This is a genomic window from Echinicola marina (assembly GCF_020463795.1).
GTDB lineage: Bacteria > Bacteroidota > Bacteroidia > Cytophagales > Cyclobacteriaceae > Echinicola > Echinicola marina.
In genome coordinates this window covers 3,757,838-3,784,147 of the sequence record NZ_CP080025.1, presented here as the reverse complement: position 1 = coordinate 3,784,147, position 26,310 = coordinate 3,757,838, and the positions used below count along the sequence as shown (strand labels likewise).

12 protein-coding genes are annotated in these 26,310 nt (G+C 40.4%); 2 read left to right on the top strand and 10 right to left on the bottom strand.

Annotation, left to right across the window (positions count from 1 at the left end):
* Positions 1 to 50: 50 nt before the first annotated feature.
* From KZP23_RS15255 to KZP23_RS15220, 8 genes are all read right to left on the bottom strand, one after another.
* Entirely contained in the window at positions 51 to 2,489 is a 2,439-nt protein-coding gene (locus KZP23_RS15255; RefSeq protein ID WP_226332652.1) for a DUF4982 domain-containing protein, read from the bottom strand.
* A 274-nt stretch (positions 2,490 to 2,763) separates the two neighbouring features.
* Positions 2,764 to 3,930: an AGE family epimerase/isomerase gene (locus KZP23_RS15250; protein ID WP_226332651.1), complete on the bottom strand. Its 1,167-nt coding sequence runs from the start codon at positions 3,928 to 3,930 to the stop codon at positions 2,764 to 2,766.
* Between the two features lie 190 nt (positions 3,931 to 4,120).
* Positions 4,121 to 5,656: a sulfatase family protein gene (locus KZP23_RS15245; protein WP_226332650.1), complete on the bottom strand. Its 1,536-nt coding sequence runs from the start codon at positions 5,654 to 5,656 to the stop codon at positions 4,121 to 4,123.
* The gene (locus tag KZP23_RS15240; protein ID WP_226332649.1) at positions 5,653 to 7,221 is read right to left on the bottom strand and encodes a sialidase family protein; all 1,569 of its coding nucleotides are present in this window, start codon (positions 7,219 to 7,221) and stop codon (positions 5,653 to 5,655) included. The genes KZP23_RS15245 and KZP23_RS15240 overlap by 4 nt, the downstream gene beginning before the upstream one ends.
* 24 nt (positions 7,222 to 7,245) lie before the next feature.
* Positions 7,246 to 9,954 carry a sodium:solute symporter family transporter gene (locus KZP23_RS15235; RefSeq protein ID WP_226332648.1) on the bottom strand — a complete coding sequence of 903 codons (2,709 nt, stop codon included), beginning with the start codon at positions 9,952 to 9,954 and terminating at the stop codon, positions 7,246 to 7,248.
* Positions 9,955 to 9,999: 45 nt separating this feature from the next.
* The gene (locus tag KZP23_RS15230; RefSeq protein ID WP_226332647.1) at positions 10,000 to 10,920 is read right to left on the bottom strand and encodes a dihydrodipicolinate synthase family protein; all 921 of its coding nucleotides are present in this window, start codon (positions 10,918 to 10,920) and stop codon (positions 10,000 to 10,002) included.
* A gap of 198 nt (positions 10,921 to 11,118) precedes the next feature.
* A complete protein-coding gene (locus tag KZP23_RS15225) occupies positions 11,119 to 12,588 on the bottom strand; it encodes a RagB/SusD family nutrient uptake outer membrane protein (RefSeq protein ID WP_226332646.1) in 1,470 nt (489 codons plus the stop codon).
* 40 nt (positions 12,589 to 12,628) lie between these two features.
* The gene (locus tag KZP23_RS15220) at positions 12,629 to 15,760 is read right to left on the bottom strand and encodes a SusC/RagA family TonB-linked outer membrane protein (protein WP_226332645.1); all 3,132 of its coding nucleotides are present in this window, start codon (positions 15,758 to 15,760) and stop codon (positions 12,629 to 12,631) included.
* A gap of 397 nt (positions 15,761 to 16,157) precedes the next feature.
* Between KZP23_RS15220 and KZP23_RS15215 the strand changes: the two genes are divergently transcribed.
* Positions 16,158 to 20,393, top strand: coding sequence for a hybrid sensor histidine kinase/response regulator transcription factor (locus tag KZP23_RS15215; RefSeq protein WP_226332644.1), 4,236 nt, complete (start codon positions 16,158 to 16,160; stop codon positions 20,391 to 20,393).
* Between the two features lie 67 nt (positions 20,394 to 20,460).
* On the opposite strand, the gene KZP23_RS15210 is transcribed toward KZP23_RS15215, so the two are convergent.
* Positions 20,461 to 22,839, bottom strand: a complete 2,379-nt coding sequence (locus KZP23_RS15210) for a TonB-dependent receptor (protein ID WP_226332643.1) — start codon at positions 22,837 to 22,839, stop codon at positions 20,461 to 20,463.
* Positions 22,840 to 23,211: 372 nt separating this feature from the next.
* On the opposite strand from KZP23_RS15210, the gene KZP23_RS15205 reads away from it, so the two are divergent.
* Positions 23,212 to 23,856 (top strand): carbonic anhydrase, encoded by a 645-nt coding sequence (locus tag KZP23_RS15205; RefSeq protein WP_226332642.1) that lies wholly within the window; start codon positions 23,212 to 23,214, stop codon positions 23,854 to 23,856.
* 1,071 nt (positions 23,857 to 24,927) lie between these two features.
* On the opposite strand, the gene KZP23_RS15200 is transcribed toward KZP23_RS15205, so the two are convergent.
* On the bottom strand, positions 24,928 to 26,310 hold the full coding sequence (locus tag KZP23_RS15200; protein WP_226332641.1) for a glycoside hydrolase family 88/105 protein: 1,383 nt from the start codon (positions 26,308 to 26,310) through the stop codon (positions 24,928 to 24,930).

Genomic DNA, 26,310 nt, shown 5'->3' with positions numbered 1-26,310 from the left:
TTTCAAACAGTTTCAACAAAGTCTAAAACAACTCAATTTTCATAAACAAATTATTTATCTAAACCATACCTTGACGATATCATAAGCCTTTCTTTATGTAGGCCTTTACCACTTACCGTTAATTCTATTTCCCCCTCCTCTGTACTAGACTGTACCAATACTACCAACTTCCCGCTGAAAGCTTTCATTGTAGGCAGATGAAACAATTCCAAAGAGGTAGGGTCACCATTACATACTGCTCTGAATTTTCCATTTCCTCTTACTTCAAAATCCAATTGATGCGCCGCTTTTGGACATGGGTTTCCATCTTTATCCACTATAGTTGCGGTAACAAAACTAATATCCTTCCCATCTGCTTGAATGGATTTTCTATCGGCTTGCAGTTGAATATGGTGAGGTTTCCCAGCCGTAACCCTAGTTTGCTCCGCAACAGGATTTCCCTGATCATCAAAAGCAATTACTTTGATGGTGCCAGGCTCATACTTTACATCCATCCACATCAAGCGGTACCGGTGTAATTTAGATTGGTCACTTTTATATTGGACTCCTTGGCTTTTTCCATTGACAAATAATTCAGCACTATTATAGTTGGTATACACAAAAACAGGGGTAACTTCTCCCTCCCGTCCTTCCCAATTCCAGTGGGGTAAAATGTGCAAAGTTTCAGCTTCTGTGTTCCAACGGCTCCTATACAGGTAATAGCGATCTTTTGGCAAGCCTGCCAGATCACTGATGCCAAAATAGGAACTACGCGAAGGCCAGTAAGTATCATATGGTGTAGGCTCTCCCAAATAATCAAATCCCGTCCAAACAAATTCTCCCAAAACCCAAGCTTTATCATCCTGCAGAACAAAATCATCTTCAGGGATATTGGACCAGTTACAATATTCCAAGTCATAAGATGAGCTTTGCCCATCATCATATACTTTACTATGGCCCTTTTCTACCGGAAACTTATAAACTCCTCTTGAACTTACGGTGGAAGCTGTCTCGGATCCAAGAATAAAGCCCTGTGGGAATCGCTCATAGGCTTCTTCATATAAATGGGTACGGTAATTAAGCCCCGGAACATCCAAAATGGCTCCAAAACCACTTTCCATTACCGATTTCACCTGATCCATACCAACGGTTACCGGCCTGGTGGGATCTTCTCTATGAAAAATGTCTTGCAGCCACCTCAGTCTTTTCACTCCTTCACTGCCCCATTGATCAGGAACCTCATTCCCCGCACTCCACATGATGATACTGGGATGATTGCGCGTCGCCTGAACTAAATTCACCACATCCTTTTCAGCCCATTCGTCAAAAAACTTATTATAACCATTTTTTACCTTTGGCTTTTTCCATTCATCAAAACTTTCTGCCAAAAACAATAATCCCATTTCATCACAAAGCTCCAGTTGTTCGATAGATGGCATATTGTGTGCTGACCGGACAGCATTACACCCCATATCTTTAAGAATGGTCAATTGTCTTTTTAAAGCAGCTTTATTGACCGCTGTACCTAATGGTCCAAGGTCATGGTGCAAACAGACTCCTTTGAATTTTACTTTTTCACCGTTTAACTCAAAACCCCTTTCTGCGCTGTAACTAATTTTTCTGATGCCAAACCTGATCGATTCTTTATCTTTGAGCACATCCCCTTGGTAAAGCTCCAATTCTGCAGTATAAAGATAGGGATGATCAATATCCCATAATTGCGGATTTTCCACTGCAATGCTTTGTGCTAGCTCATCCCCAAAACGCTCAGAAAAAGTATTATGTGCTACTTCCGTACCATCCGCATTGATAATTTTGGTTTTAATTATAATGTCCTTTCCCTGTACTTTGGACTTGATGTTTACCTTAGCCAAATCATCACTGATATAAGGCGTGGTGATAGAGTGCCCCCAATGCTGGAAACTTGTCTGATCTTTTAGGATCAGTTGAACTTTTCTGTACAGACCAGCTCCTGGATACCAACGGGAAGAAAATTCCTGGTTTTTAAGCCTAACTGCTACAATATTTTCTCTAGCAGGTCTTATATAATCTGATATGTCAAAATAGAAATAACTGTAACCATAGGGCCTATTTCCTATCTGTTTTCCATTCACAAAAACTTCTGCATTGCTCATGGCACCATCAAAAGTCAGCAACACTTGCTTGCCCAAATCCTCCTCAGAAAGCTCCAACATCGTCCTGTACCAACCTACGCCTGTAAAGGGTAATGCTCCCGTCCTTCCGGTTTTTTCTGTTGCTTCTTTTTCATTGTTCTGCTCAATCCTAACGGTCTGCTTGTCCACTTCCTTGTCAAATGGACCATAAATTGCCCAGTCGTGTGGAACGGTGACAGTTTCCCATTTAGAATCATCAAAGTCAGTCTTGAAAGCATTTATGTTTTCACCCTTGAAAAATCTCCAAGATTCAAGTTGCCTGATTTCTCTTGTTTGGGCATTTGAATAATGGAAACAAAACATAAACAGTAACAGAGCTAAACTATTATATTTCATAGATTTTCACGTATCAGGTTTATAAGCTAGTAAATGTATTTTTATACAGTTAATGCCAAAATAAATCAATTGTGGATTGTTAACAGCTTTCGAAGACATCTTCGAGTCTATTAAATATAAATACTTCCAATTTATTATTTGGTCGGGTGCATACTGGTCGGGCGATCCTTGATATGATATCCGTTCCACCCTTCCCAAGCACCACAACAATAACCAGCTGAAAAACAAATTTTTACATCTTAAAATTAGGACTGAATACTGTTTCCTATTTTTGCTACTTTTCCAAGGTCTTCCATACTTGTAACAAGGCCCTTGGAACATGAAAACATCCTTTCCATTTGCCACCTTTAAGGTCTAGCAACACTTCTCCTCTCCGGTTCAAATAGCCAAACCACTCGCCGTTTTCCTTGTCATAAAACCGGTTCCATGCATATTCATGAACCTTTACAAACCATTTGGCACAGCGCGTATCACCGGTCATTTTATAGCCCTTGGCCAAAGCCACCAAGGTTTCCAAATGTACCCACCAAAGCTTTTGATCCCATTCCAGTTGTTGGAGAGGGTGCCCTTTTGCATCCAAGAAGTAATATATCCCACCAAATTCCCCATCCCATCCATATTCCAATTGCTTAAGCATAACTTCAACTGCTTTGACTGCAAGCTGTTGGCTGCTCCTTCTCTTGGCTATGTCCATCATAAACCACATGGCCTCAATGGCATGACCAGGATTCAACAGTCTCCCTTCAAAACTATCCGAAAAACCATTTTCCATGGTCCTGTTTTCATATACCAGTAAAGTATCATTGTCAAGGAAATTTTCCATTACTTCATTGATACAATGATCTAAAGTTTCTTCTACTTGACTTTTGTTCAGCAGAGATTCGAGCTCCAAGCAAAGATTGCTTAAGATCATGGGCAAAGCAAAATTCTTCAAAGGTCTCGTTCCTGGAAATGCTTTATTATAAATCCCCTTGGGGTTTTCTTGTCGAGAAAGAATCTGATTAAAAATATCCACTGCTCTTTCAGTACATTGCAAATCACCAGAAACCAAACCATATTTCCCAAAAGCCATAGCAGCAAAACAGTCTGAGAAGATATTGTACGGTTGCACTAAAGGTTTACCTTCCCTGGTCAAAGAAAAGTAAAACTGACCATTATGATCACTACCATATCTATCGAGAAAATCAATCCCCAATCGGGAAAGCTCTAACCAATCTTCCCTTGGTTCAACTTTCTGATAAAGAGAAGCAAACATCCAAGCTTGTCTTCCCTGAAGCCAGACAAACTTGTCTGTATCAAAAACCTTTCCCCTCCTGTCCAAACAAGTAAAATACCCACCATTTTTCCTGTCTGGAGAATTTTGCTCCCAAAATGGAATGATATTTTCCAAAAGTGCCTCTTGATAAAACTGACTATAGTGTTCTAATTTATCCTGATCCATTTTATATAATTTTGTTTCGATTGATGATTGAAGGGGTCGTAAAGAAATCCTAAACTTAGGACATAGGAATTCCCCCAGATGTTTTTAACCCAAACACTGGTCAAGAGACTTCCTGCCTTTTTCCCAATCCCCTTGAATAAGGGAAGGTGCTAGCCAATAACTAATTTTAGAAAGTTGGTTTACTTTAGTGCTATTTGAAATATTTCAGGTAATTCCACTTGAAGCCCTTAACTTTTGTGTAGGAATGATTCGGATAGTTGGCGTTTACCGAATCCATTTCTGCTACAAATCGCTGTAAAACTTCGGGTTTTGCCAAAGGGTCATTTGTTTCGATTTGCCAATTCTTCAAAGCCGCTATTAATTCTTCTTTTACCATTTGAAAATCACCTTCATCAATCAAGTTGTTAAACTCATAGGGATCGTTTTGAAGATCATATAACTCAAATTCCGGAGGTTGTTTCCAAGTTGCGTAGGCTGCTTTCACCCTTGGAATTGCATTTTCAAGCTCTGTTTCTTCCACTCCACCAGCAAAATGTTCATTGAGATGATTGGCATAAAATAAATATTTCGGGTTTTCCCTAGTATACAATAAGTTTTGAATCAATTTATACCGCTGATTTCTCACACTTCTCCTCGGATAAAAAAACATAGAGGTAGAACCATTTCCGCCTGCAAATACATAATCTCTCCATTCCCCCTTTATATCAGCTTGCAATAAGGGCATAATAGATTTGCCCGATAGCCCATCAGGCTGTTTCACGCCAGCTATATCCAGAATGGTCGGAAATATATCCACAGAAGAAATCAACTCCTTCCTAACCAAACCAGCGGATTTGGGGGTGAATGGATTTTTTATGATCAAAGGAACTCGCAAACCAGCTTCATAATTGGAACATTTGGCCCTTGAAAACTGAGGACCATGGTCCCCCATGTAGATGATAATGGTATTATCCAATAAATTTTTCTCTGCCATCTTATCCATAAGCATTCCCACGCCTATATCCAATCTGTTCATGCTGTTATAATAATTGGCCGTAAACTCTCTCAACCTTGGACTTTCCAAGCCCATAAAAGGCAAAACCCCATCAATATCATCTGCATCCAAGGGATTTTCTGGAAGCCCATCAACTTGCCTTTGCAAAGGAAAATGAGCATCAGGAAAATTCACCATAAGGAAAAACGGCTTGTCAGGACCTGCTTCTATAAACTCCAGTGCTTTAGAGGTATAATCACCAAGGTTTTTCTTTTCAAAATTTGAGCCCTTTATTTCCTCATAGTCCCAGAAAAAACTAGCGGCGGGGTTCACATGTAGTTTTCCGATAATTCCCGTCTTATAGCCTACCTCCTTCAAATAAGTAGGCAAGGTTTTGAGTGAATCATACATACTGAATTTATGTGTGGCTAGTCCGATCTGTCCATTCTGATGACTATATAAGCCGGTAAACAATGTAGCCCTGGAAGGACTACATACAGAATAAGTGACAAAAGCATGCTCAAATTTCACCCCTTCCTTTGCCAACCGATCAATATGAGGGGTGCTTACATTGGTGTTTCCATAGCAACCCAGTTCAGGCCCATTATCCTCCGATACAATGAATAGAATATTGGGCTTACTGGCCTGAGCAGTGGTCTGTCCATTTTTTCTCTCCTTTGAACATGAAAAAAAGACCAAGGCAATACATAACCATCCACAAGGGATCAACTTACTAAAATTAAAAGGTATCATAAGCCTAACTCTTTAATGGGAATTATCTGAAAGGTCATATGCGCCTGACTACTTTCATAAAGAATTCCTAAATGATCTTCATCAATCACGGTAAGGCAAGAGTAGCCCCAGCCCTTTCCAGCATCCAGCAATAAGCCTTTTGACCAAGTCAAGCCTTGATCACTGCTCTCTTTAATGGTCATATTGTACCTACCATCAGTAACAGCAGGATTAGAAAAGAATAATTTGGGGGCATCTTTCTCTACCCTATTTTCCGGAAAAGTGATCAAACTGGCCATACAAACGGGTTCAGGCAAGGCAGACCTGCTGGAACCATGCTCTTCCCATGTCTTCCCCATATCTTTGGTAATGGATACAGAACGCGCCCCTCCACGGTTATCCCGCATATTAAGCATCAAACTACCATCATTTAATTCCACTACCTGAGCCTCAGTAGTATTGGACTTGGCACCAGTTCCAATCTGCCAGGTTTCTCCTTTATCCTTGCTGTAAATAATGGTGCTGTGGGGCATATCATTTTCATCCTTAAACTGGCCTGCAAAAACCAAAGTACCATCCCTCATGGTGATCCCTTTTCCAGGACCGTTAAACATCAGTTTCCATTCCTTTTTCTTAATCTGCGAGGTTATATTGATAGGCGGGGACCAAGTCTGCCCATCATCTTCGCTTTTCACCAATATCAACTGGCCAGTTTCTTCTGGACTAAAGCCTTCTCCAGAACTGAACCACGCTCTTTCCCCCGGTTTTCCATGTGCCCACAAGGCTGCCACATAGATGGTATTGTCACTATGGTCCACCAATACAGCCGGATCGCCTATTCCGTTTTCTATTTGAGGCTTTCCACCCCATTCCCCCATATCCATAATGATTTTCATAGGCTCCCAGCTTTTTCCACCATCTGTACTTCTACTCATCCCCACATCTATATCTTCCTGAAGATCCACAGAACTATTATATCTAGCATCATAAACAGCGATCAAAGAACCCTTGACCGTAGTTGCCAGTCCTGGAATACGATAAGCAGCTATACCATCATCCCCTGCAGTCCTCAGACTAGTTGCCAATCTAAAAGATCGATTTTCTTCAAAGGGCTGAAGAATAGTCTCGGCCTTCTCAAATGCTACCTTGCTTGGGCTTATATGAAATTGTTCCAATAAAGAAGCTTCCTCTTTGGGCTGAACATTGATCAAGAGCTTGTGGGATCCTGCTGCAAAAACATTGTCCAACTTTATTTTTGCATTCTTGCCCACCTCTACCAATGCAGCCACTGGTGACCGCTGAACAGCTTTCCCTTCACCCGTGACTTCATAAACCAGCAAAGATTCCAAAACATGAGCCCCTTCGATATGGAATGTTAATTCCTTTAACCGCTGTTCTTCCTGCAGGTCAAATGTCAAAGAAACCACATCGTTATTTCTCCCTTTGAGCACTGGGATATAGTGCTGCTCTGCCTGTACCCTAATTTCATTTTCTTGACTTGGATACAAACCGGCGCAGCCTGTCAAAAACATGAACAATAAAAAACCAGCCAATAGGGCACTGTTAATTTCCTTGTGTTTAATCATTATTTTGAATAGTTAATTTCAACTTCACACTTTTTCTAGTTCCTCTTTATGTGACAATTTTTCCTTGCCTAATGTATGAATAGTCAAACCTGTCAAATCCTTCTGATCATCAAATAAATAACTGCATAAATAACTGCATAACATGGCACTTATTAAACCCGTAAGGGCATATAAATGGATACTCAAATCACTTGAATATTTCACCGTAACTTGCACCACCGCACTTAACAAAAGTCCCAACAAAGCCCCTTTTCCATTTACCTTTTTGGAAAGCATCCCAATCAAAAATATACCGCCCAAGCCCCCAGCAAAGAGACCTATGATCATATTAAACTGATCCCAAAGCGATGGCAGACCCAAACTGGCCATAATCAATGCAAAGCCTGTCCCAAACACTCCTACAATAACGGTCACCCATCTCGCAAATCCCAAAGTATTTTTTCCTTGGTTATCTTTTGGGAAAAGCTGCTTATAAAAATCCGTGGTCACCACCGTGGCCACGGAATTCATGCTACTGTCCAAACTGGACATGGCCGCAGCAAAAACCGCCGCGATCAACAACCCAGAAATCCCTTGTGGCAATTGAGTGACAATATAAAAGGGGAATATACTATCCGCATTTTGGACTGCTGGACTAAGTTCTGCCGGGTGCAACTTATAAAACAAATAAAGAGCTGTCCCAATACTAAAGAATATCAAGGCAGATGGAAGGGCCATCAATGCTCCCGTTGCGATGCCATTGGCAGCCGTTTTTTCATCCTTTGTCGTCAGATACCGCTGAATCACAGTCTGATCACTTCCATATTGGACAATATTGGAAGCTATTCCCCCAATAAGCACTACCCAAAAACTTGTCCCCGTAAAGTCAAAGTCCATATCGAAGATCTTGGTTTTGTTATTATCCTGTATCATCGCCCATAAGTCCCCCGGGCTTTCATTGATTTCAACAAATATAAAAGCCAAACAAACCATCGCTCCTCCCAATAGTACGACCACCTGAATCACATCTGTCCATATCACCGCCTCTATTCCTCCTAATACTGTATACAGTACACTTAGTAAGCCCATGATCAAAATACACAGGCTCACATCAATGCCCGTAACTACCGATAGTGCCAATGAAGGCAATAATAGCACTATCCCCAACCTCCCTAATTGCAGACCAATATATATCAGACTTCCCACCAATCGAACCATTCTATTGTATCGCAATTCTAAATATTCATAGGCCGTGGTGATATTCAATCTCCTAAAAAAGGGTAAAAAGATATAAATGATCACCGGAGCCACCATGATAATGGTCATTAGTAGGAAAAATAAAGTCCAATCCGTAGAAAAAGTTTTAGCAGGGATAGCCATGAATGTAATGGCACTTAACTGTGTGCCAAAAATACTGATTCCTGCAGCCCACCATGGCACCCTACCACCAGCTTTAAAGAAATCATCAGTGGAATGCTGCTTACCGGAAATCAAGATTCCCATCAAGACCAAAGCAGCTAAATATATCCCCAAGACGGTATAATTGATCCAACCAAAGGCCGCTTCCTTTTCAAAAGCCACCTTGTGGATTTCCGGCGTTCTAATCCCTGGGGCAATTTCCCCTGAAGGTAGGATCACATCCGTCCCCCATTTTACAGCAGTGGTAGTCACCGGTGTTTTGAACGGCAATTCCCCCATATTTTGCCAGCTGTCCGTCACCGTATGGTACAATAAAACACTTTGATCAAATCCTGAATGGTTTTCTAAAACCGAATCCCTTTGCTCAATTATTTGACTTATAGTCAAGCTATCGGTAGCAGACTTAAGTATTGCTGCATAATGCTCCAGTTGATTAAAGGTTTCTCCCTTTACCCCTCCATAAAATACAATATGACCTGCTCCCTGTGCCGCTGCTGTACCGGCAGAAAAGCTCAATACCTGCCCATTTCCATCCTGCAGCGGACTAATTTTTTTCCATTCTGCCCTGATTGGATCATAACAAAAGGCATTGCTGTATAAGTCACTGATGCCATTTCCCTTCTTATTTCTTCCTCCAAAAAAATAAAAACACTCATATTCTCCATTACTTTGGACGGCTGCCATCGCGTGGGAACGGGCCTCTCCTGGCCAGCTTGTTAGCTGCTCCCATATCAGTTTTTCTTCTTCCAGATCTAAACTCAAAAAAGCGTTAGAAACTTCCTTACCTTCTCCTCCTGCCAAAAAAACCCGATTGCCAATTAAGCCGCCAGCGGCATTACAGAGTGCCAAAGGTAAATCAGGTAAAAACTGGAGTTCAACCTGCCTACTTTCACTATTCCATTTTAATAGAAAAACTTCTTTGAAAACAGAATCTTGATTTTGCCCACCTATACACAAAAGCCCCTCAGGTGTGCTAATACTCGTGCCATAGGCTACGGGCGTTGCCAATTGCAGGTTGATGCCTTTTACCCAACGGTATGTCCCGTTCGATTTCTCCAGCACATGAACTTTTTGTGAATAATACTTGGTCCCTCCCTTCCAGGGTGCTGTACCTGGAAAATTGGCACCACCAGCTAGGATCAATACGTCTTCATGAACTCCTGCAAACATACCAGCTTGACCCAAAGATGGCCCTCCTTCATTTTCTGCTGGTAATTCAGGTAATGTCCCATAGGCAAAACTTCCCAAATTACCATTGGAAAAGCTTTGCCCAAGGACATTTATCCCGCAAAACAAAAAAACTAGAATACAACTTATATAGACACTTGATTTCATGAACAACTAATTAATTGGTCCTTTCAGTTTTGAGCGTTTTTAAGACTAAAAAGTCTTTATACTAAATTCAAAAAAACCTATTCTTTCTAAATCCGATTGTAAACTGCTATAATCCGCCTCAGTCAATTGCTTCACGGGGAGTCTGAATTGACCACAGTTCAACCCGCATAATTTCATAATAGCCTTCCCACAGGCTGCTCCACCGTATTTTCCGAACAGGCTAATCAGGTCTATGGACTTTTCTTGCAGGGATTTGGCCAATACGATGTCTTTCTCATCAAATGCCTTTAATATGCTTTGATACAGAGGCGCCGCATAATTATAAGTACTCCCCACTGCTCCCTGTGCTCCCATTGCCAAACCAGCCAGCATGGTTTCATCCCAACCCCAAAGGATATCGTACTTTCCACCAGCAAACCGGAGACACCTGTTGAATTCCATCAGGTCATTATGCGTATATTTGATACCCACAAAATTAGGAATACGAAGGCCGGCTTCTCTCAAAAATTCCTCCATTGGAAGTTCCACCTTGCTGAGAAGGGGAATGTGATAAAAATAAAAAGCCTGATCAGGAGCTACTGCTGCAATAGGCTCAAAATAATCCACCAATTGCTGTACCGAATTTGGACGCATATAATAGGGAGCGGTAAGTGAAATACCATAAAGTCCCAATTGATGAGCGCTTTCGGCTAGTCTTATGGCTTCAACCTGGTTGGTTCCTCCAAGCATGGCCATTACCTTAAAGTCTCCATTGGAGAATGGTGCCCAAGCAGCCATTAGGGCTAATTTTTCTTCCAAGGTGAGCGCAGCTCCTTCACCAGTAGTTCCTGCAATAAATGCGCCTGCAATTTGATGCTTTAGCAGTGATTTGGCCTGTTGCGGCACCATGCTTGTATTTAGCTGACCATTTTGATCGAATGGTGTGAATGTAGCAGCTACAAGTCCTTTTATTTTATCAAATTTCATAATATTAATCAGGGATTAATGGAGGCTGTCTCAATATATATTAAGTCAATGCAAAGCTCTCTGCCGAAGGAAGGTTCAACGAAGAAGGGATTGACAGTCTCATATACCATGTATGATCCTGCTTCCCATTTCGGCATTACGACATGTTCAATGTCCAAATACTTACAACTTAACACATTTGCGACAGCCTCATGGTATTTAATTTCCGTAACCTGGGTTTTGGGTAATTTTAGAATTTAAACTGATGGTATTGAGCGAAATAGGCCATAATAACAAGTATTGGCTATTTTCCCTTCCTTGTAAAGAAGGAACCAGCTCAAATGCTTTGTCAAAGCGGACCAGGTCCCACCACCTTTTACCTTCAAAAGCCAATTCCAGCAAGCGCTCCTGTAAAATCGCCTCATCATTGGCCTCTTTTCCCATATCCACAAAACGGTGGGCTTCAAAATCATCACCATAGGCACGCTGTCTTACCAAATTGATCTCGGCTGAAGGATCCTGTCCAAGTGCATTTTTTGCCTCTGCAATCATCAACAGCACATCGGCATATCGATAAATCACCACATCATCCAAAAACCTTCTTCCTGAAGCGTCCACATAACCTCTCAGCTTGGTCACCACCCGCGCATAGGATTCCATTTGTCCTCCCTCGCCAGGAGTAGTGATATTCAAAAAAGTGGCATTCTTTCTTTGATCTTCAGCGCTGTAAGCAGATGTGACCAAGGCTGAAGGTCCCCACCTGTTAAGGCCCCCTCCTTGTCCCAAGATCTCCAATACTTCTGAACTCGCATCATTGGGAATTTGTTCATCTGGGATGTACATATTGTTATTATAATTGGTACCAGATTCCAAATCCCTAAAATGTACGGCCATAAGAACCTCATCGTTTCCTTTATTATCATATCGGAAAATATCATCAAAATTCTCCTCTAAGCTAAGTGCTGTTACATCCGCTTCCTCCAAAGCAGTTAAAGCGGTTTGAATGTCAGCATTTCCTCCATCCAATCTCTTGGCTGTCCATAGATAAACATCTCCTTTGAGCGCATTCGCGGCTGGTTTAGACCAACTTGCTTTACCTACTGATAGGGAATTATCAGGATAAAGGGACAAGGCATTATTAAGGTCCTCCTTTATTTGTACAAATACATCTTCTACAGCTGCTCTTTCCCTAAAAGTAGTTTCCGCATCATACCCTTCTGTAGGGGCTGTTACCAATGGCACTGCACCCCATGTCTTGGCCATGGTGAAATAAGCATAAGCCCTCATGGTATAAGCCTCTGCCAACATCCTGTTTTTATCTTCTACTACTGTAAAATCTATTCCAGGCACATACTTGATGATCAGATTGGCATCATGAATTACAGTGTACATCCTTAGCCATTGAGGTCCGGAAAAATTCGGATCCAAAGTATTTTCAAAATACCGCTCCAATCCCTGTGAAGCCTGTAGGCCATAGGAAAGCGTTCCGCTCCGGCTTTCTCCCCACATGAAGAGATTATCTGCTGCCTCATCCCTAAAGCGAACGTACATGCCGTTTAAGGCTCCTTTGGCATTATCCTCCGAAGTCCAGAAACCGGATACCGTAATGATACTAGTCGGAGTCAACTCCAAATTATCTGTACAGGAAGCCGTAGCAAATAAAAGGCCCACTCCTGCTAATCCTGTCATTATTATATTTTTAAGAATTTTCATTGCTTTGCTGTTTGGATTAGAAATTAACATTCACACCGAAAAGAAAACTTCTGGGAATAGGATACCTGCCAGAATCGGTTCCTCCATCTTCAGGGTTCAATCCCGTGTAACTCGTAAAATAATGCAGGTTAGTCCCCGTAAAATAGGTTCTTATATGGCCAATTTTCAGTTTTTCCGTCCACGCTTTGGGAAGATTGTAACTCAGTGTAAGCTCCCTAATCGCCAAATAATCCCCTTTTTCATAGTAAAAAGTATTCCCACGGAAAGAATTGTTCTGCGCCAACTGATCAGCCCAATAATACCTAGCGATATTGGTCACATCACCTTGCTCCTGCCAAGATGTAGTAGTCTCTTCAAGGATACCAATATCACCTTGATATTGGCCATTAAACCTTGCACGAGACTCATGATAAATGGTATGACCCAAAGCAAAGTCTGTACGCAATGTCAATGAAAGGCCTTTGTAATTCAAAGTATTGGTAAAGCCTCCGGTCCATTTTGGATAAATATTTCCGGCATATACTCTGTCACGACTGTCAATGGAATCATTTTGGTCCAAGTCTGCCCAATGGGTATCTCCTCCAAACTTACTTTTATCTGTCCCCGGTATCAAGGCATCATAAGGTGCTTCTGCAGCTTCTTGGTCTGTGGCGTAGATACCTAGCTGTTGATAGGCAAATAGATCACCTAATCTGCCACTTTCCTGCAGTCCACCTTTCCATGTATACTGTCCCAATACAGGATCATAGACCAATACTCCACCAATTCTATTGTTTTCATTGCCATTTTCTGGAAGTTCCACCACCGTATTGATATTATAAGAGGCATTAGTAGAGAGGTTCCAAGAAAAATCTTTGTTTTGGATAATCGCAGCAAAAATCTCCATTTCTACACCTTCATTTCTCAAAGAACCTAAATTGGTCAAGATACTGCTAAAACCAGTTGACTGTGGCAATTCCAAATTGGTCAGCAGGTTATCTGTCAAGCGGTTGTAATAGTCGGCAATCAAGGTCACACGGTCATTGAATAATCCCATGTCTAAACCAAGGTCAAATGTACCCGACCGTTCCCATTTTAGGTCTTGGTTGGCCATTCTGTTATTTTGGATGGCAGCTTGGTCATAATAGCGGTTTCCCACTGAATAAAGTCCTTGGGCGTGAAAATCAGACAGATTACCTATATTTCCATTTACCCCATAGGAAGCACGCAGTTTTAAAGAGGATAACTGTTCTGGCATATTGGACCAAAAGTCTTCCCTGTGCAGGTTCCAACCGGCAGAAACTCCAGGGAAAAATCCCCAATAGTTATTGGCTCCCAAATTGGATGCTCCATCATATCTAGCGGTAAAGGAAAAGAGGTATTTCTTATCAAAATCATAATTCACCCTTCCAAAATATCCAATAATTACCTGCTGACTCAAAGAACTGCTAACAGCTGTAGGTTCTGCTGAAGCATTTAAAGTAGGGACCAGGTCAGAGGCTGCTCCTCTGCCAGAGGCAGACGCGCCATAATCCTTTCTGTCAAAATAAGACCCTCCTAGTTTAAACTGGAAATTATGCAGTCCTATGCCCTTATGATAGCTGAACACTCCGTCAAATTGCTTTTGCCAATAGATCGAGTTGGAACTTGAAGCTTCCCTTGAATCCACAAATTGGGTGGGACCGTTATAGTAGGATTTCTGGAAACTATTATTGGTCGCCTGAACAAAGTACAATGAAGCCATCGGTTCAAAGGTGAAATCCTTAAAGATTTCCCAGTTGGCCCCTCCAGAGAGTGTTGCCCGGTTGGTGACATTCAAGGCCTTTCTCCTATTGAGATGATACATAGGATTTCCCATGCTCCTGTTCCGTCCTGGAGCCAAAGAACCATCTTCATAGTATAACTTGGTCGTAGGCGGCAATCCCAGGGCCCGTTGGAACAATTGATTCTCACTGTACACTTGGTTATCAGAGCTAGAAGAGAAATTCAGCCTACCATACACACCTAGTTTATCATTCACCTGAATATCTCCATTCATTCTGGTGGTAAATCTTTTGAAGTCGGTATTGATGGCCACTCCTTCATTGTCCAAATATCCAACACCAAGATCAAAACGGGCTTTTTCGGAACCACCACTGACATTGATATAATGGTTTTGGCTGATTGCGGTTTGAAATAAGACATCCTGCCAATCCGTCTCAGCGAAAATGATGGTCTTGGAAGGATCCACTGGGTCGGGCATTTGCTGCCAGCCCTCATTGAGCTTGTATTCATTTTCAGCGGTAAGGTATTGGGGGGTGAATGCCGTATTATTGCTCAGGTCATTACCCACACCAAAACCACTGGCCAAATCAAGTCGGAAAAGATGCTCTGGGTGCTTTTCAGCAGTTGCTAAAACCCCTTTCCTATTGAAATAAATATAATCCCTTGCGGAAGCCATATCATAGCGGTTCCACATTTCTGAAGCACTGATATTATAGCGATATGTCACCGAGGTCTTGCCCACTTTACCTGTCTTTGTGGTAATAATAACCACTCCATTGGAACCTCTGGCACCGTATATGGCTGTTGCAGCAGCATCTTTTAACACCTGTAGTGATTCAATATCATCAGGATTAAGATCAGTCATCCCATTTCGAATGACCCCATCTATAATATATAGAGGTGTGGCTCCATCGGGATTGTTGATAGAAGTACCTCCTCGTACAATAATCCTTGGAGCAGCTCCAGGCTGGCCCGTGGTCGTTTGTACCCTTACTCCTGAAACGGTTCCCTGCAAGGCAGAAGCAGCGTTGGCAAAAGGCACATTTTCCAATACCTTCTTATCCAATTTGGCCACTGATGAGGTTAAGGTTTCCCTTGACTGTTCACCATATCCAATGACCAGCACTTCTTCCAATTGCTTTGAATCCGTTTCCATGCTGACAGTTAGTGTAGTTTCATTGGCTATAGTGATATTTTGGGAGACATAACCTATATAGCTAAATACCAGTACCTGTCCCTTATCTGCGGTAATATCAAAATTGCCATCCAAATCCGACACGGTTCCCTTGGTACTACCTTCTACCAAAATATTCACACCGGGAATACTCTCACCAGTATTGGCATCTATCACTGTTCCTTTAATATTTATCTCCTGCGCCATCACATGGCCGGAAAAAAATATCATAAACAGTATCAGCCACTTTTTAATGTAGTTATTCAGATACATATTTTTGGGGTTAAGTTGATTGTTATAAATAAAAACTCTTTTACATATCAAGTAGTCAGCTGTACAGCAAGAAATGATATCAATAACCTTTACAACAAAGCTAGATAATGTATTTACCAAAGAGATAAAGAATCATCCGGATAAAGGGTAAAAATCATCCGATCAGGGATATAAAAGTCCGAAAAGCGGGAAAAAATCGTCCATTTCCTATATTATCCAAATTTGATTCGGAAGATATCAACGGAAAAAATTAGATTAGAATTCTGAATTAATACCCATGATTTTCCCTAATTGTTTCATTGATCAAAAGGCTGTAAGTATTGGCAAAAGGAAAGACTACTGCATAAATTCCTTTATGGCATTACTTTGTATTTTAGTTTCGACATTCTCTCCTAACGCCTGGAATTTACAGGCACAAGGAACTGGACATCCTTTTTATAAATTCACCCACTATACCTCACAGGATGGCTTGCCACAAAATTCCGTTCTGGCCATCATGCAGGACCAAAAAGGATTCTTATGGTTTGGGACCGATGACGGCCTGGCCAAATACGATGGTTACCAATTTACCATTTTTAAACATACCCCTAATAATAATACTAGCCTGAGAAATAATGTGATCAGGGATTTGGTCCAAGATAAACATGGATTCATTTGGATCAGTACGGAGGGTGGTGGCATCAATATATTTGATCCCAAAACCGAAGAATTTTTTCCCCTAAACGAACAGCGTCCAATTCCCGATTTGACTAATTCTGCAAAGACCAATAATCTCATCATCGATAAGAGTGGAAATATATGGGTAAGTACATTATCTGATGGAATCTATAAAATATGCCCTGAAAAACACATTAAAGAAATCACTTTACACAACTATCTTAAAACACTAGAATTCAATTATTTAAATAAGTTTAATTCAAGTATTAATGATAATAAAATTTGGCAAGTTTTTGAAGATAGTAAAGGAAATATTTGGATAGGTACCTATGAGGCAGGTATGCAGGTTTTGGCACCAAATGCAAGCAAATTTATTGAAGTCCCCATTCATCATCAAGGAGAAAAAATCAAATCCATCAAAGCATTTTATGAAGATAGCGAAGGTACCATATGGGTAGGAACAGAGAAGCACGGTGTCTTCAAACGATCAAAAGATGAAGAAATATTTCAACAATTTATTCCTGTGTCCCCTTCCCTATCTCGCAAGATGGTCAAAGAAAACATTACTGGTTTTTTGGAGGATCAGCAAGGGCATCTATGGATTGGGACCCTTGGTGGTGGCCTCTTTGTTTTAGACCAGCAAACAGATAAAATGTTTCATTATGTGGACAATCCCTCCGACCCATATAGCCTAAATGGACGATCTGTCTATAAGCTATTTGAAGATAAAGATGGCAATATATGGATTGGGATGTATTCGGGGGAAGGGCTTAATAAAATCAATCCGAAAGCACAACATTTCGAACATTACCGGCCACAAAGCAATCATCCAGGTAGTCTTTCTGGAAAAATGGTTAAATCCATTTTGAAGGACAGGGAAAGCCATCTTTGGGTGGGAATGTTTAACGGCGGTTTAAATCTAAAAAGAAAGCAAAAAACTGAATTTGAACAAATAGCACTACCGGAATATGGCAGCAATAAACCTGAACAGACCAATGTACAAGTCATCTTTGAAGACCAGAATGGAAAACTGTGGATAGGCACAGATGGTTCCGGACTATACGGCTACCATCCTGCTACAGGAAAATTCAGTACCTATTTATATCAAGAAAATGATCCTACTTCACTAAGCAAAAATGAGGTGTGGGCCATAACAGAAGATCAGGAAGGTCATCTGTGGATTGGGACTGCCAATGGAGGTGGTCTCAATCAATTTGATCCCAAGACAGGAAAATTTAAACACTTTTTATATGAAGCCAATAACCGTAAGACACCAAGTTTTAATGATATAAGATCGCTGCTACTCGACAGGCAAAACAGATTATGGATAGGGACTTATGGAGGTGGCCTGAACCAGTATAATTTCAGCAACGGCCATTTTACCTATTACCAACATGATCAAAACCAAGCCAACAGTATCAGTCACAATATCATCACCAGCATCTATGAAGATAAAAACGGCTATTTATGGATAGGTACTTTTGGGGGAGGCCTCAATAGGATGGACCCTAATACGGGACATTTTTCACATTTTAGGGAAAAAGATGGTCTTCCAAGCGATGTGATCAAGGCTGTATTGGAAGACAATACCGGGCAATTATGGATCAGCACGGTAAAAGGACTTACCCTTTTTAACCCCGAAAAAGGAACTTTCAAAAACTTCACTGCGGATGACGGACTTCAATCTGATGAATTTAATCTCGGGGCTGCCTATAAGGATGAAAACACAGGTAAATTATATTTTGGTGGCACCAATGGATTCAATGCCTTTTTGCCGGATCAAGTAAGACAAACCCAGGTACCTAAGACACCTGAATTAACGCAGTTAAGGGTTTTGAATCACTTGGTCAGCCCAGGAGATACTGTAGAAAACAAAATACTTCTGCAGAAAAGCATCAGTTTCAGTGACAAACTTGTACTAAATGATGTACATAATAGCTTTGAATTGGCTTTTAGTTCATTAGAATTCAATGGGCAGGATAAAATCCAATATGCCTATAAATTGGATGGTTTTGACAATAATTGGATCTATACGGACGCTGATAGAAGGTATGCTCCTTATACCAACCTAAAAGCTGGTGAATATACCTTTAGGCTAAAAACCACTTCAGAAAACAAGCTACAGAGTTCTGAAGAAAGAATATTACAATTGATTGTGCTTCCTCCCTGGTACCAAAGTACTCCGGCCTATTTGGCTTATATCTTACTGGGCATTTTATTAGCTTACATCATTAAATCCATCATTAGTTTCCGAATAAAGTTAAAAAATGATCTACGGTTCGAACGCTTGGAGCATCAAAAACAAGAAGAAATCAACCAACTTAAACTTCGCTTCTTCACCAATATCTCCCATGAGTTAAGGACTCCGCTCATGTTGATCAAAGTCCCCTTGGAGCAGTTATTATCCAGGACGGATATATCTCAGCAAGTACATTTTCAGCTCAATTCCATCCATAATAACGCCTCCAGATTGTTGCGGCTGATCAACCAATTATTGGAATTTAGGAAGCAAGAAACAGGGCATGTAAAACTCGAGGTCCAAGAAATTGATCCGAAGCAATTTTCACAAAATATTTTCACATCATTTGAAGCAATGGCCAAACATAGGAATATTGACTTTAGTTTAAATTGTGCCCCCCATCTTCCTGCAACGGTTTGGTTTGATTTGGATCAAATGGAAAAAGTCTGCTATAACCTGATCTATAATGCTTTTAAATTCACCTCCGATGGAGGAAAAATAGCCATAAATCTGTATAAGGGGTCTTTACCTTTCAAGGAAGAAAACTTAAGCGCATTGGCCCTAGAAGTAGAAGATAATGGCAAGGGAATCCTGGCAGAACATCAGGATAAAATATTCGAAAGATTCTTCCAAGTACAAAATGGAGATGGAAAATTAACTGCGGGTACAGGGATAGGCTTGGCATTGAGCAAAAACATCGTGGAATTCCATCATGGACAAATTTACATGGAAAGTCAGCCTAATAAAAAAACTACTTTTACGGTTTTGATTCCTTGTGGAAAAGCGCATTTTGCTCCACATGATTTTAAGGAATTCCCTAGCCATCAGGAGTCCAAAAACCTACCGATAGAGCAAGAGCTGAATAGCATAGACCGGCACTTACTAAGTTCCCTTGAAAATACAGGCACATCGATTCAACCAGATCCCAGCTTACTGAGCAAAAAACTCTTATTGGTTGAAGACAATGTGGAACTGCTCTCGCTGATGAAAGGAGTGTTGGCCCAACATTTTCAGGTGATCACCGCAAAAAACGGAGAGGAAGGCTTAGAAATGTCCAAGGTGTATCAACCTGACTTTATTATTTCTGATGTTATGATGCCCAAAATGGATGGTGTGGCCATGTGTTCCTTACTCAAACAGGACCTGATGACTAGTCATATTCCAATTATACTGCTTACGGCACGCAGCGCTTACGATTATCAAAGAGAAGGCTATGCTTCCGGGGCTGATGATTACCTCAGTAAGCCCTTCCCATTGGACCTGCTGATATCGAAAGTCCGCAATTTGCTCAACACCAGACAAAGTTTAATCGATACATTTAAACAAAAGCCTGATCTGGAACCTTCGGGCATTGCTGTCTCCAATAAAGATAATGAATGGATGAAAACTGCCATTGAAGTGGTCGAAAATCATATCGATGATGCTGATTTCGATATCGCCGCTTTTGTAAAAGAAATGGGGCTAAGCCGTACCTTATTATTTGAAAAGATCAAAGCCATTACCGGACATACCCCAAATGATTTTATAAACATCATCCGGTTAAAAAGAGCCGCTCAATTATTATTACAAGGAGATTTCAAGGTGGCTGAAATCAGTTATATGGTTGGGTTTAACAATCCCAAATACTTCAGCAAATGCTTCCAAAAACAATTTGGATGCAGTCCATCAAAATATAAAAGCCAAGTACCTTACTAATGGATTTTTCACTGGTTCTAGCGGAGGGCTTGTCATGTGACAAGCCCTCAAATTGTTCTATCCATACTTAAAAATCCAATACCAATCCTATGGAAGGCAGTACAGATCCACTGGAAATAGCAGGAATCTCCTTAAGTGTCCTTGGTTCTGTGATATTTCCTTCATCATCACGATCCAATCCATAAAGTGGTTCGGAAGGAGTATCTTGACCAAAAAGATTTTGGAATTCCAAAAAGGCATTAAAGGTGAAATTATTGAAATTCCACTTTTTGTCCACCCTTAGATCAGTCTGGTTAAATGGATTAAGAAGAATTTCACCTTGCCTGTTATAGTCTTTGATAATAGCAGGATAACTTTCCAAGGTAGCCTCTTCATCCACTGGTGCAATTGGTGTTTTTCCCAAATACCTTATGCGTGTACTAATTTCCCAATTCTTTTCAAACTTATAACCTCCTGTAAAGGTCAACAAAGTCCTATTGTCCCAGGAAGATGGCAGGTAAACATTTTCGTCCAAACCAGTATATTCACTTTTATAAAGTGTCAATGCCAAAATCCCATAAAAATTTCGGGTAAACTTTTTTTGTATAAGTAACTCGGTGCCATAGGTCCTTCCCTTACCTACACTTGCCACTGGTTCATTTCCCAACACTGAAAAATCTCCACCCAAATTGGCCAAGGAAACATTTTTGCTTAAGCTCACTGGATAGTTATCATACTTTTTATAAAAGCCTTCTAAGGTAATCCTTGTGGATGGATTGATCAAATACTCAAATCCTGCCACATAATGATCACTTTGAATATATTGGGTGTTTTTATTGACAAACTTTCCAGCTAGATTTTGGAAGCCCAGAACAGTATAGGGCGGAATTTTATAATATCTACCTATGGAACCGTTAAAACTCCATTTCCGAGCATTATCCAACACGTATCCAAAGGAAAACCGGGGACTCCAAGTCTTATACAGCTTATTTCCTTCATTCATAAAATCATTACCATCCATCCTGAAGCCAGCAGAAAGACTCAATTTTTCTTGAAAAAAATTACGCGTCAGCTGAGCATAAAAACCATAGCGAAAAAAATCCAGCTGAGATTCATAAGCAAAATCGTTCACCAAGTCTACTGAACTGTTTTTATAATCTGCACGCTGAAGGATAGCCCCTGTACTTAATGTCCATGCTCCTATAAACTTGGTCAAATTATACCGAAGCTTGGTCTCCTGTTCCTGAGCATCATTGGTAAGGTATTCCCCTTCTTCATTGGCCACATCTTCAAATTGCCTGAAATTATTATTCAGTATATTATTGCTCAAAGCAGTGGTCATATATCCACTTCCATTTTTGAATCGTCTTTTCCACACCGCACCATGTGTACTTGACCATTGTTTAATAACGGGAAGCTGATCAAGCGTGGCCTGTTGTTCCTCATCGATATCATCAGGTTGATTAATGGCAAAATCATCGATAGAACCTAGTCCAGTAAATATCAAACTATTATACCTATCAATTTCGTGGGAAACTTTATATTGAAAATCCCAATAATCAGGTAAAAAAGGTAATTCCAGTGCTTTGAACAAAACCTGTAAATAAGACCTTCTCACTGAAGCAATAAAAGAAGTCCTTGAATCATCTTTGTCCCCTTTGAATAAAGGCCCTTCCAAAGTCAAAGCAGCCTCACTGCTGCTTACACGAACATTAGAATGAAACTTCCTGTTATTGCCGTTTCTTTGGTCAAATTGCAGGACGCCTGAAAGCACATTATCATAATTGGCCGTAAAAGCACTGGTAGACAGGCTTACGCCTTCAAAAAAGGAGACATTGAGCAAGCCCACAGGACCACCCGCACTACCTTGGGTGGAAAAGTGATTGATATTGGGTATTTCAATGCCATCGAGGTAATACACATTTTCGTTGGGGGCTCCTCCCCTGATGATCACATCATTCCTAAAACCTCCTACAGATCCGGACACACCTGGCAATGCCTGTACCACTTTGGCGATATCATTATTTCCGCCAGGATAAGTTGCTATTTCCTCCAGCGAAAGCCTATTTACTGACAAAGGAGTTTCTTCATCTTTACCAAAGGCATTGGCAACTACCACCACTCCTTCCAATTCACTGACTTCTTCCTCCAGAAAAATGTTCACATCTGGATTTCCCCCTGATCTTACCGCTAAGTTAAAGACTTGTTTTTTGGTAAAACCTATATAGGATGCTTCCAAAGTATAGGTTTTGGGCGGGACCTCATTGATTGTAAAAAAACCATTAATATCTGTCACCGCGCCCAGTTCAGTTCCCAATAGCTTTACAGCCACTCCTATCAGAGGTTCTTGGGTTTTGGCTTCTCTCACATATCCTGCTACTGTTCCACTTGGCTCCTGGCCATGCGTAGGGTAAACCATAGCAAAAAATAATATGACTAAAAAAGTGCTAATCAATAATTTTTTCATGTATCCATCTTTATCTATAATACAAGACAACCCTATAATGGTCTTTATGTTTAAATCACAATAATATATTTTGATTTAATTTCAACTTTATCAAACAATGAAAGTCTTCAACCCCATATACCCTATAGATAACAACCTATATATCAATCGGTTTTGATGATTTTAGATTCATTGAAAAAATTAGGCAAAAATCAATACTTCCTAATTGATCAAAAGGCATTTCAGAAAATAATGCATTGACTAAATTATATTTTGAGATGCATTCAAGTAATTATTTGACTCTTGATCTACATAAAACCAAACTAATGATCTTTGATATTAATAATTTAGTATATCTTCAAAGAAAATTTTGTCGAAGCAAGCCCAGTCCCCATGAACTTATACCATCAGATTTTCAGAAATAATCAGGAATGGATCAATAGCAAAAAAGCCACTGAGGAAGCATTTTTCGAACATCTAGCCAAAGGACAATCCCCTGAATTATTATATATAGGCTGTAGCGACAGTCGGGTTACGGCTGAGGAAATGACCGGAATCCAACCCGGCCAAATGTTTGTTCACAGGAATATAGCTAACCTGGTCCCTAATAATGACAGCAGTTCTGCTTCCGTCATTGAATATGCGGTGACGCACCTTGAAGTCAAACATATAGTGGTGTGTGGGCATTATTCCTGCGGAGGGGTCAAGGCCGCCATGGAGTCCAAAGATTTGGGCTTGTTAAATCCGTGGTTGAGAAATATCCGAGATGTGTACCGCATGCACAGGAATGAGCTTAATTCAATAAAGGATCAAACCGAAAAATATAACCGTTTAGTAGAAATCAATGTCGAAGAACAGTGCCTGAATGTAATCAAAATGGCCTGTGTTCAGAGACATTATCTCAACAGAGGATTTCCTACTGTTCATGGATGGGTATTCGATATACATACCGGTAACCTAATTGATTTAAAGATCGATTTTTTTGAGAAACTCAAGGAGATTCAGGAAATCTACGATCTGGGCATGAAAAACAAATGATCTTACTTGAATTTCAAACTGTATCCAACTTTAGACAAGATTAATTAGACCAAGTCGAAAAGCTGGGGGAAAACTATCTATTTTGGCTTTGATATGCGCTAGTTATTAAATGCCATTTATTTATGGATCCAGCTTGCAAAGCTGGACCAGAAAGGGAGTTTATGAACAAAAAAGAGGGCTAAACCCAGCTTTGCCCCAGCTTTGATATAGCTTTGCCCCAGCTTTGGTATTACTTTGGTATTAGTTTGGGGCAAAGTTGGGCCAAGCCGAAAAACTAGGGAAAAACAGTCTATTTTAGCTTTGATGTGCGCTATTTATTAACCACAGATGGATAAAGATGAACACGGATATTTATTTATTATGTATATCCGCAATTGCACCAGTAAAAGTTAAAAGCGAATCGAAATGTTCGTTTTAATTAAAATATCAACTCCTTCGGTCTTCAGTCTTCAAACTCCCAACCACTTAAGCAAAGGATTTAAGGTTACTGGCATCATTGCGGATAATCAGATTATTTATAATACATCTGAGTTCATACTTTTACGCAATTGACTGTCTAGGCAGGCCTGTGACTTAAACTACGCTTAATCTGGCAAGGGGAGACAAAATTTAAGTTTGAAATTATTCACCCCCAGAAAATATTGCCTGATCCACTTTTAGGACTGATCCGATTAATCTAGAATAAAAAAAGGATCTTTCCTCTATAAGAGAAAAGATCCCCGTCTATAAACCCCAATTTCAATTTTATCCTTTCTATATCTTTTACAAATACCCATATAATTACAATTGCTTTTATAGGCTAGTAAAATTGCAGCGTTTAGTCCGCTACTCTTGCTCGATATATACTCCAAAGAAATACTTAAAATATATGCTACACAAATCTATTTATGCAAAGGTTTGCACATACGCTCCATAATTGGTCTTAATAATTTAAACAAATTATTATTTCGACATATTAGCATCAAATCATAGTAATAAGTCAAAAATCAAGTTTTTACATCATTTTTAAAAAGGCCCCATATGATATCCGGACCTTCCAGTGATCATAAACATTTAAATGTAGGAGAAAATTTATTCTGTAAATTGTATAGCGGTTTCTTCTATCTGGTAAGGCGTGTTTTTTAGCATTTTGATGATTTCGGCTCCTGCCAATAGTACAGGGCCATATCCATGGGCAGCATAGACATTTACAGGCCTGTAATAATAAAATCCGGGGTCAAATCCCATGCCCGTTCCCACGCAAGTTCCTTCTATTTGACCAATATCATTAACTTTAGTAGATACAGCTGTCCAAGCCAATACGGTCAATGGACCGAACACCCTATGGTCCAACCACCCATGATTGATCGCTTTTGCATAACAATAGGCATATATGGCCGTGGCCGAAGTTTCTAAATAACTATCTGGTCTGTCTATCAATTGATGCCAAAAGCCAGCTCCTGACTGGTATTGTGCCAAGCCCTTAGCATGAGCCAAAAAATAGCTCATCATTTTATCATATTTAGGGTGATCCATCGGTAAAACATCCAGTAATTCCACTAGCGTCATGAATGCCCAACCATTGGCCCTTCCCCAATGAAACTGAGGGAAATTTTCTGCTCCTTCCACCCAGCCATGCATATAAATACCTTTGTCCTTATTGAACATCCGTTCCCTAAACAACTCCACCTGCTTGGTCGCCTCATCAAAATATTTTCTATCACCAGTTGCCTTCCCCATCTGCGCTAGTGCAGGAACACTCATAAACAAGTCATCCAACCATAATGTGTTTTTCAATGGTCTGTTCCTCGCCAAAGTACCATCTTCCAAGCGGTACTGCCTATTCATGATAAAACCGATGAAATTATCTACCATGGCCGTGACATCCTCATCCAAGCCTGCATTTCTGGCCTTGATAATGGCGGCACAAAGGGCTCCTGCATCATCTAAAGCATGGGGATGCAAGACCCTATCAATAGGACTGGAATTTTCAGCTGATAGGGATTTCTTAGCGTAATGATTAAATAAAGTGTTTAAAAATTCCAAACGGTCAAAGGTATAATCTCTAAACTTGGCATCTCCTGTAGCCTCAGCCGCAGATAACATACCAGCATAAGTCACCCCCCATTCATAACTTAACAACCTAAAATCTCCTTGAGCCAATCGAACATCACCGTTTGCCTTAGAAATGTTTTGAACAGGAGTCAACCCTTCGCCTTCTACCAGTTTTGCAGGTGTCACTTTGTTCAAATACTCATAAACCCTGCTCAAAGTCCGTTCTGTTTCTTCTTGACCAACCTGACCATAAGGAACAGGATAATCCGGTTTTATTAGGTGTAATGGGGTATTGGTATCGGTGATTTTCTCTTGCGCAGACAGCTTGATAACAGAAAGCACAACTACCAGCCATACAAGAAAGACTTTTCTAATCATCCATAAGCTTACACTATGCTTAAAGTACTTTATATATTTCAT

What these genes read in the sequence shown, in the direction of transcription:
- KZP23_RS15235 (WP_226332648.1), bottom strand. Translation starts at nt 9,954, where the DNA reads ATGAAATCAAGTGTCTATATAAGTTGTATTCTAGTTTTTTTGTTTTGC.
- KZP23_RS15210 (WP_226332643.1), bottom strand. Translation starts at nt 22,839, where the DNA reads ATGAAAAAATTATTGATTAGCACTTTTTTAGTCATATTATTTTTTGCT.
- KZP23_RS15200 (WP_226332641.1), bottom strand. Translation starts at nt 26,310, where the DNA reads ATGAAATATATAAAGTACTTTAAGCATAGTGTAAGCTTATGGATGATT.
- KZP23_RS15220 (WP_226332645.1), bottom strand. Translation starts at nt 15,760, where the DNA reads ATGATATTTTTTTCCGGCCATGTGATGGCGCAGGAGATAAATATTAAA.
- KZP23_RS15230 (WP_226332647.1), bottom strand. Translation starts at nt 10,920, where the DNA reads ATGAAATTTGATAAAATAAAAGGACTTGTAGCTGCTACATTCACACCA.
- KZP23_RS15245 (WP_226332650.1), bottom strand. Translation starts at nt 5,656, where the DNA reads ATGATACCTTTTAATTTTAGTAAGTTGATCCCTTGTGGATGGTTATGT.
- KZP23_RS15255 (WP_226332652.1), bottom strand. Translation starts at nt 2,489, where the DNA reads ATGAAATATAATAGTTTAGCTCTGTTACTGTTTATGTTTTGTTTCCAT.
- KZP23_RS15240 (WP_226332649.1), bottom strand. Translation starts at nt 7,221, where the DNA reads ATGATTAAACACAAGGAAATTAACAGTGCCCTATTGGCTGGTTTTTTA.
- KZP23_RS15205 (WP_226332642.1), top strand. Translation starts at nt 23,212, where the DNA reads ATGAACTTATACCATCAGATTTTCAGAAATAATCAGGAATGGATCAAT.
- KZP23_RS15215 (WP_226332644.1), top strand. Translation starts at nt 16,158, where the DNA reads ATGGCATTACTTTGTATTTTAGTTTCGACATTCTCTCCTAACGCCTGG.
- KZP23_RS15225 (WP_226332646.1), bottom strand. Translation starts at nt 12,588, where the DNA reads ATGACAGGATTAGCAGGAGTGGGCCTTTTATTTGCTACGGCTTCCTGT.
- KZP23_RS15250 (WP_226332651.1), bottom strand. Translation starts at nt 3,930, where the DNA reads ATGGATCAGGATAAATTAGAACACTATAGTCAGTTTTATCAAGAGGCA.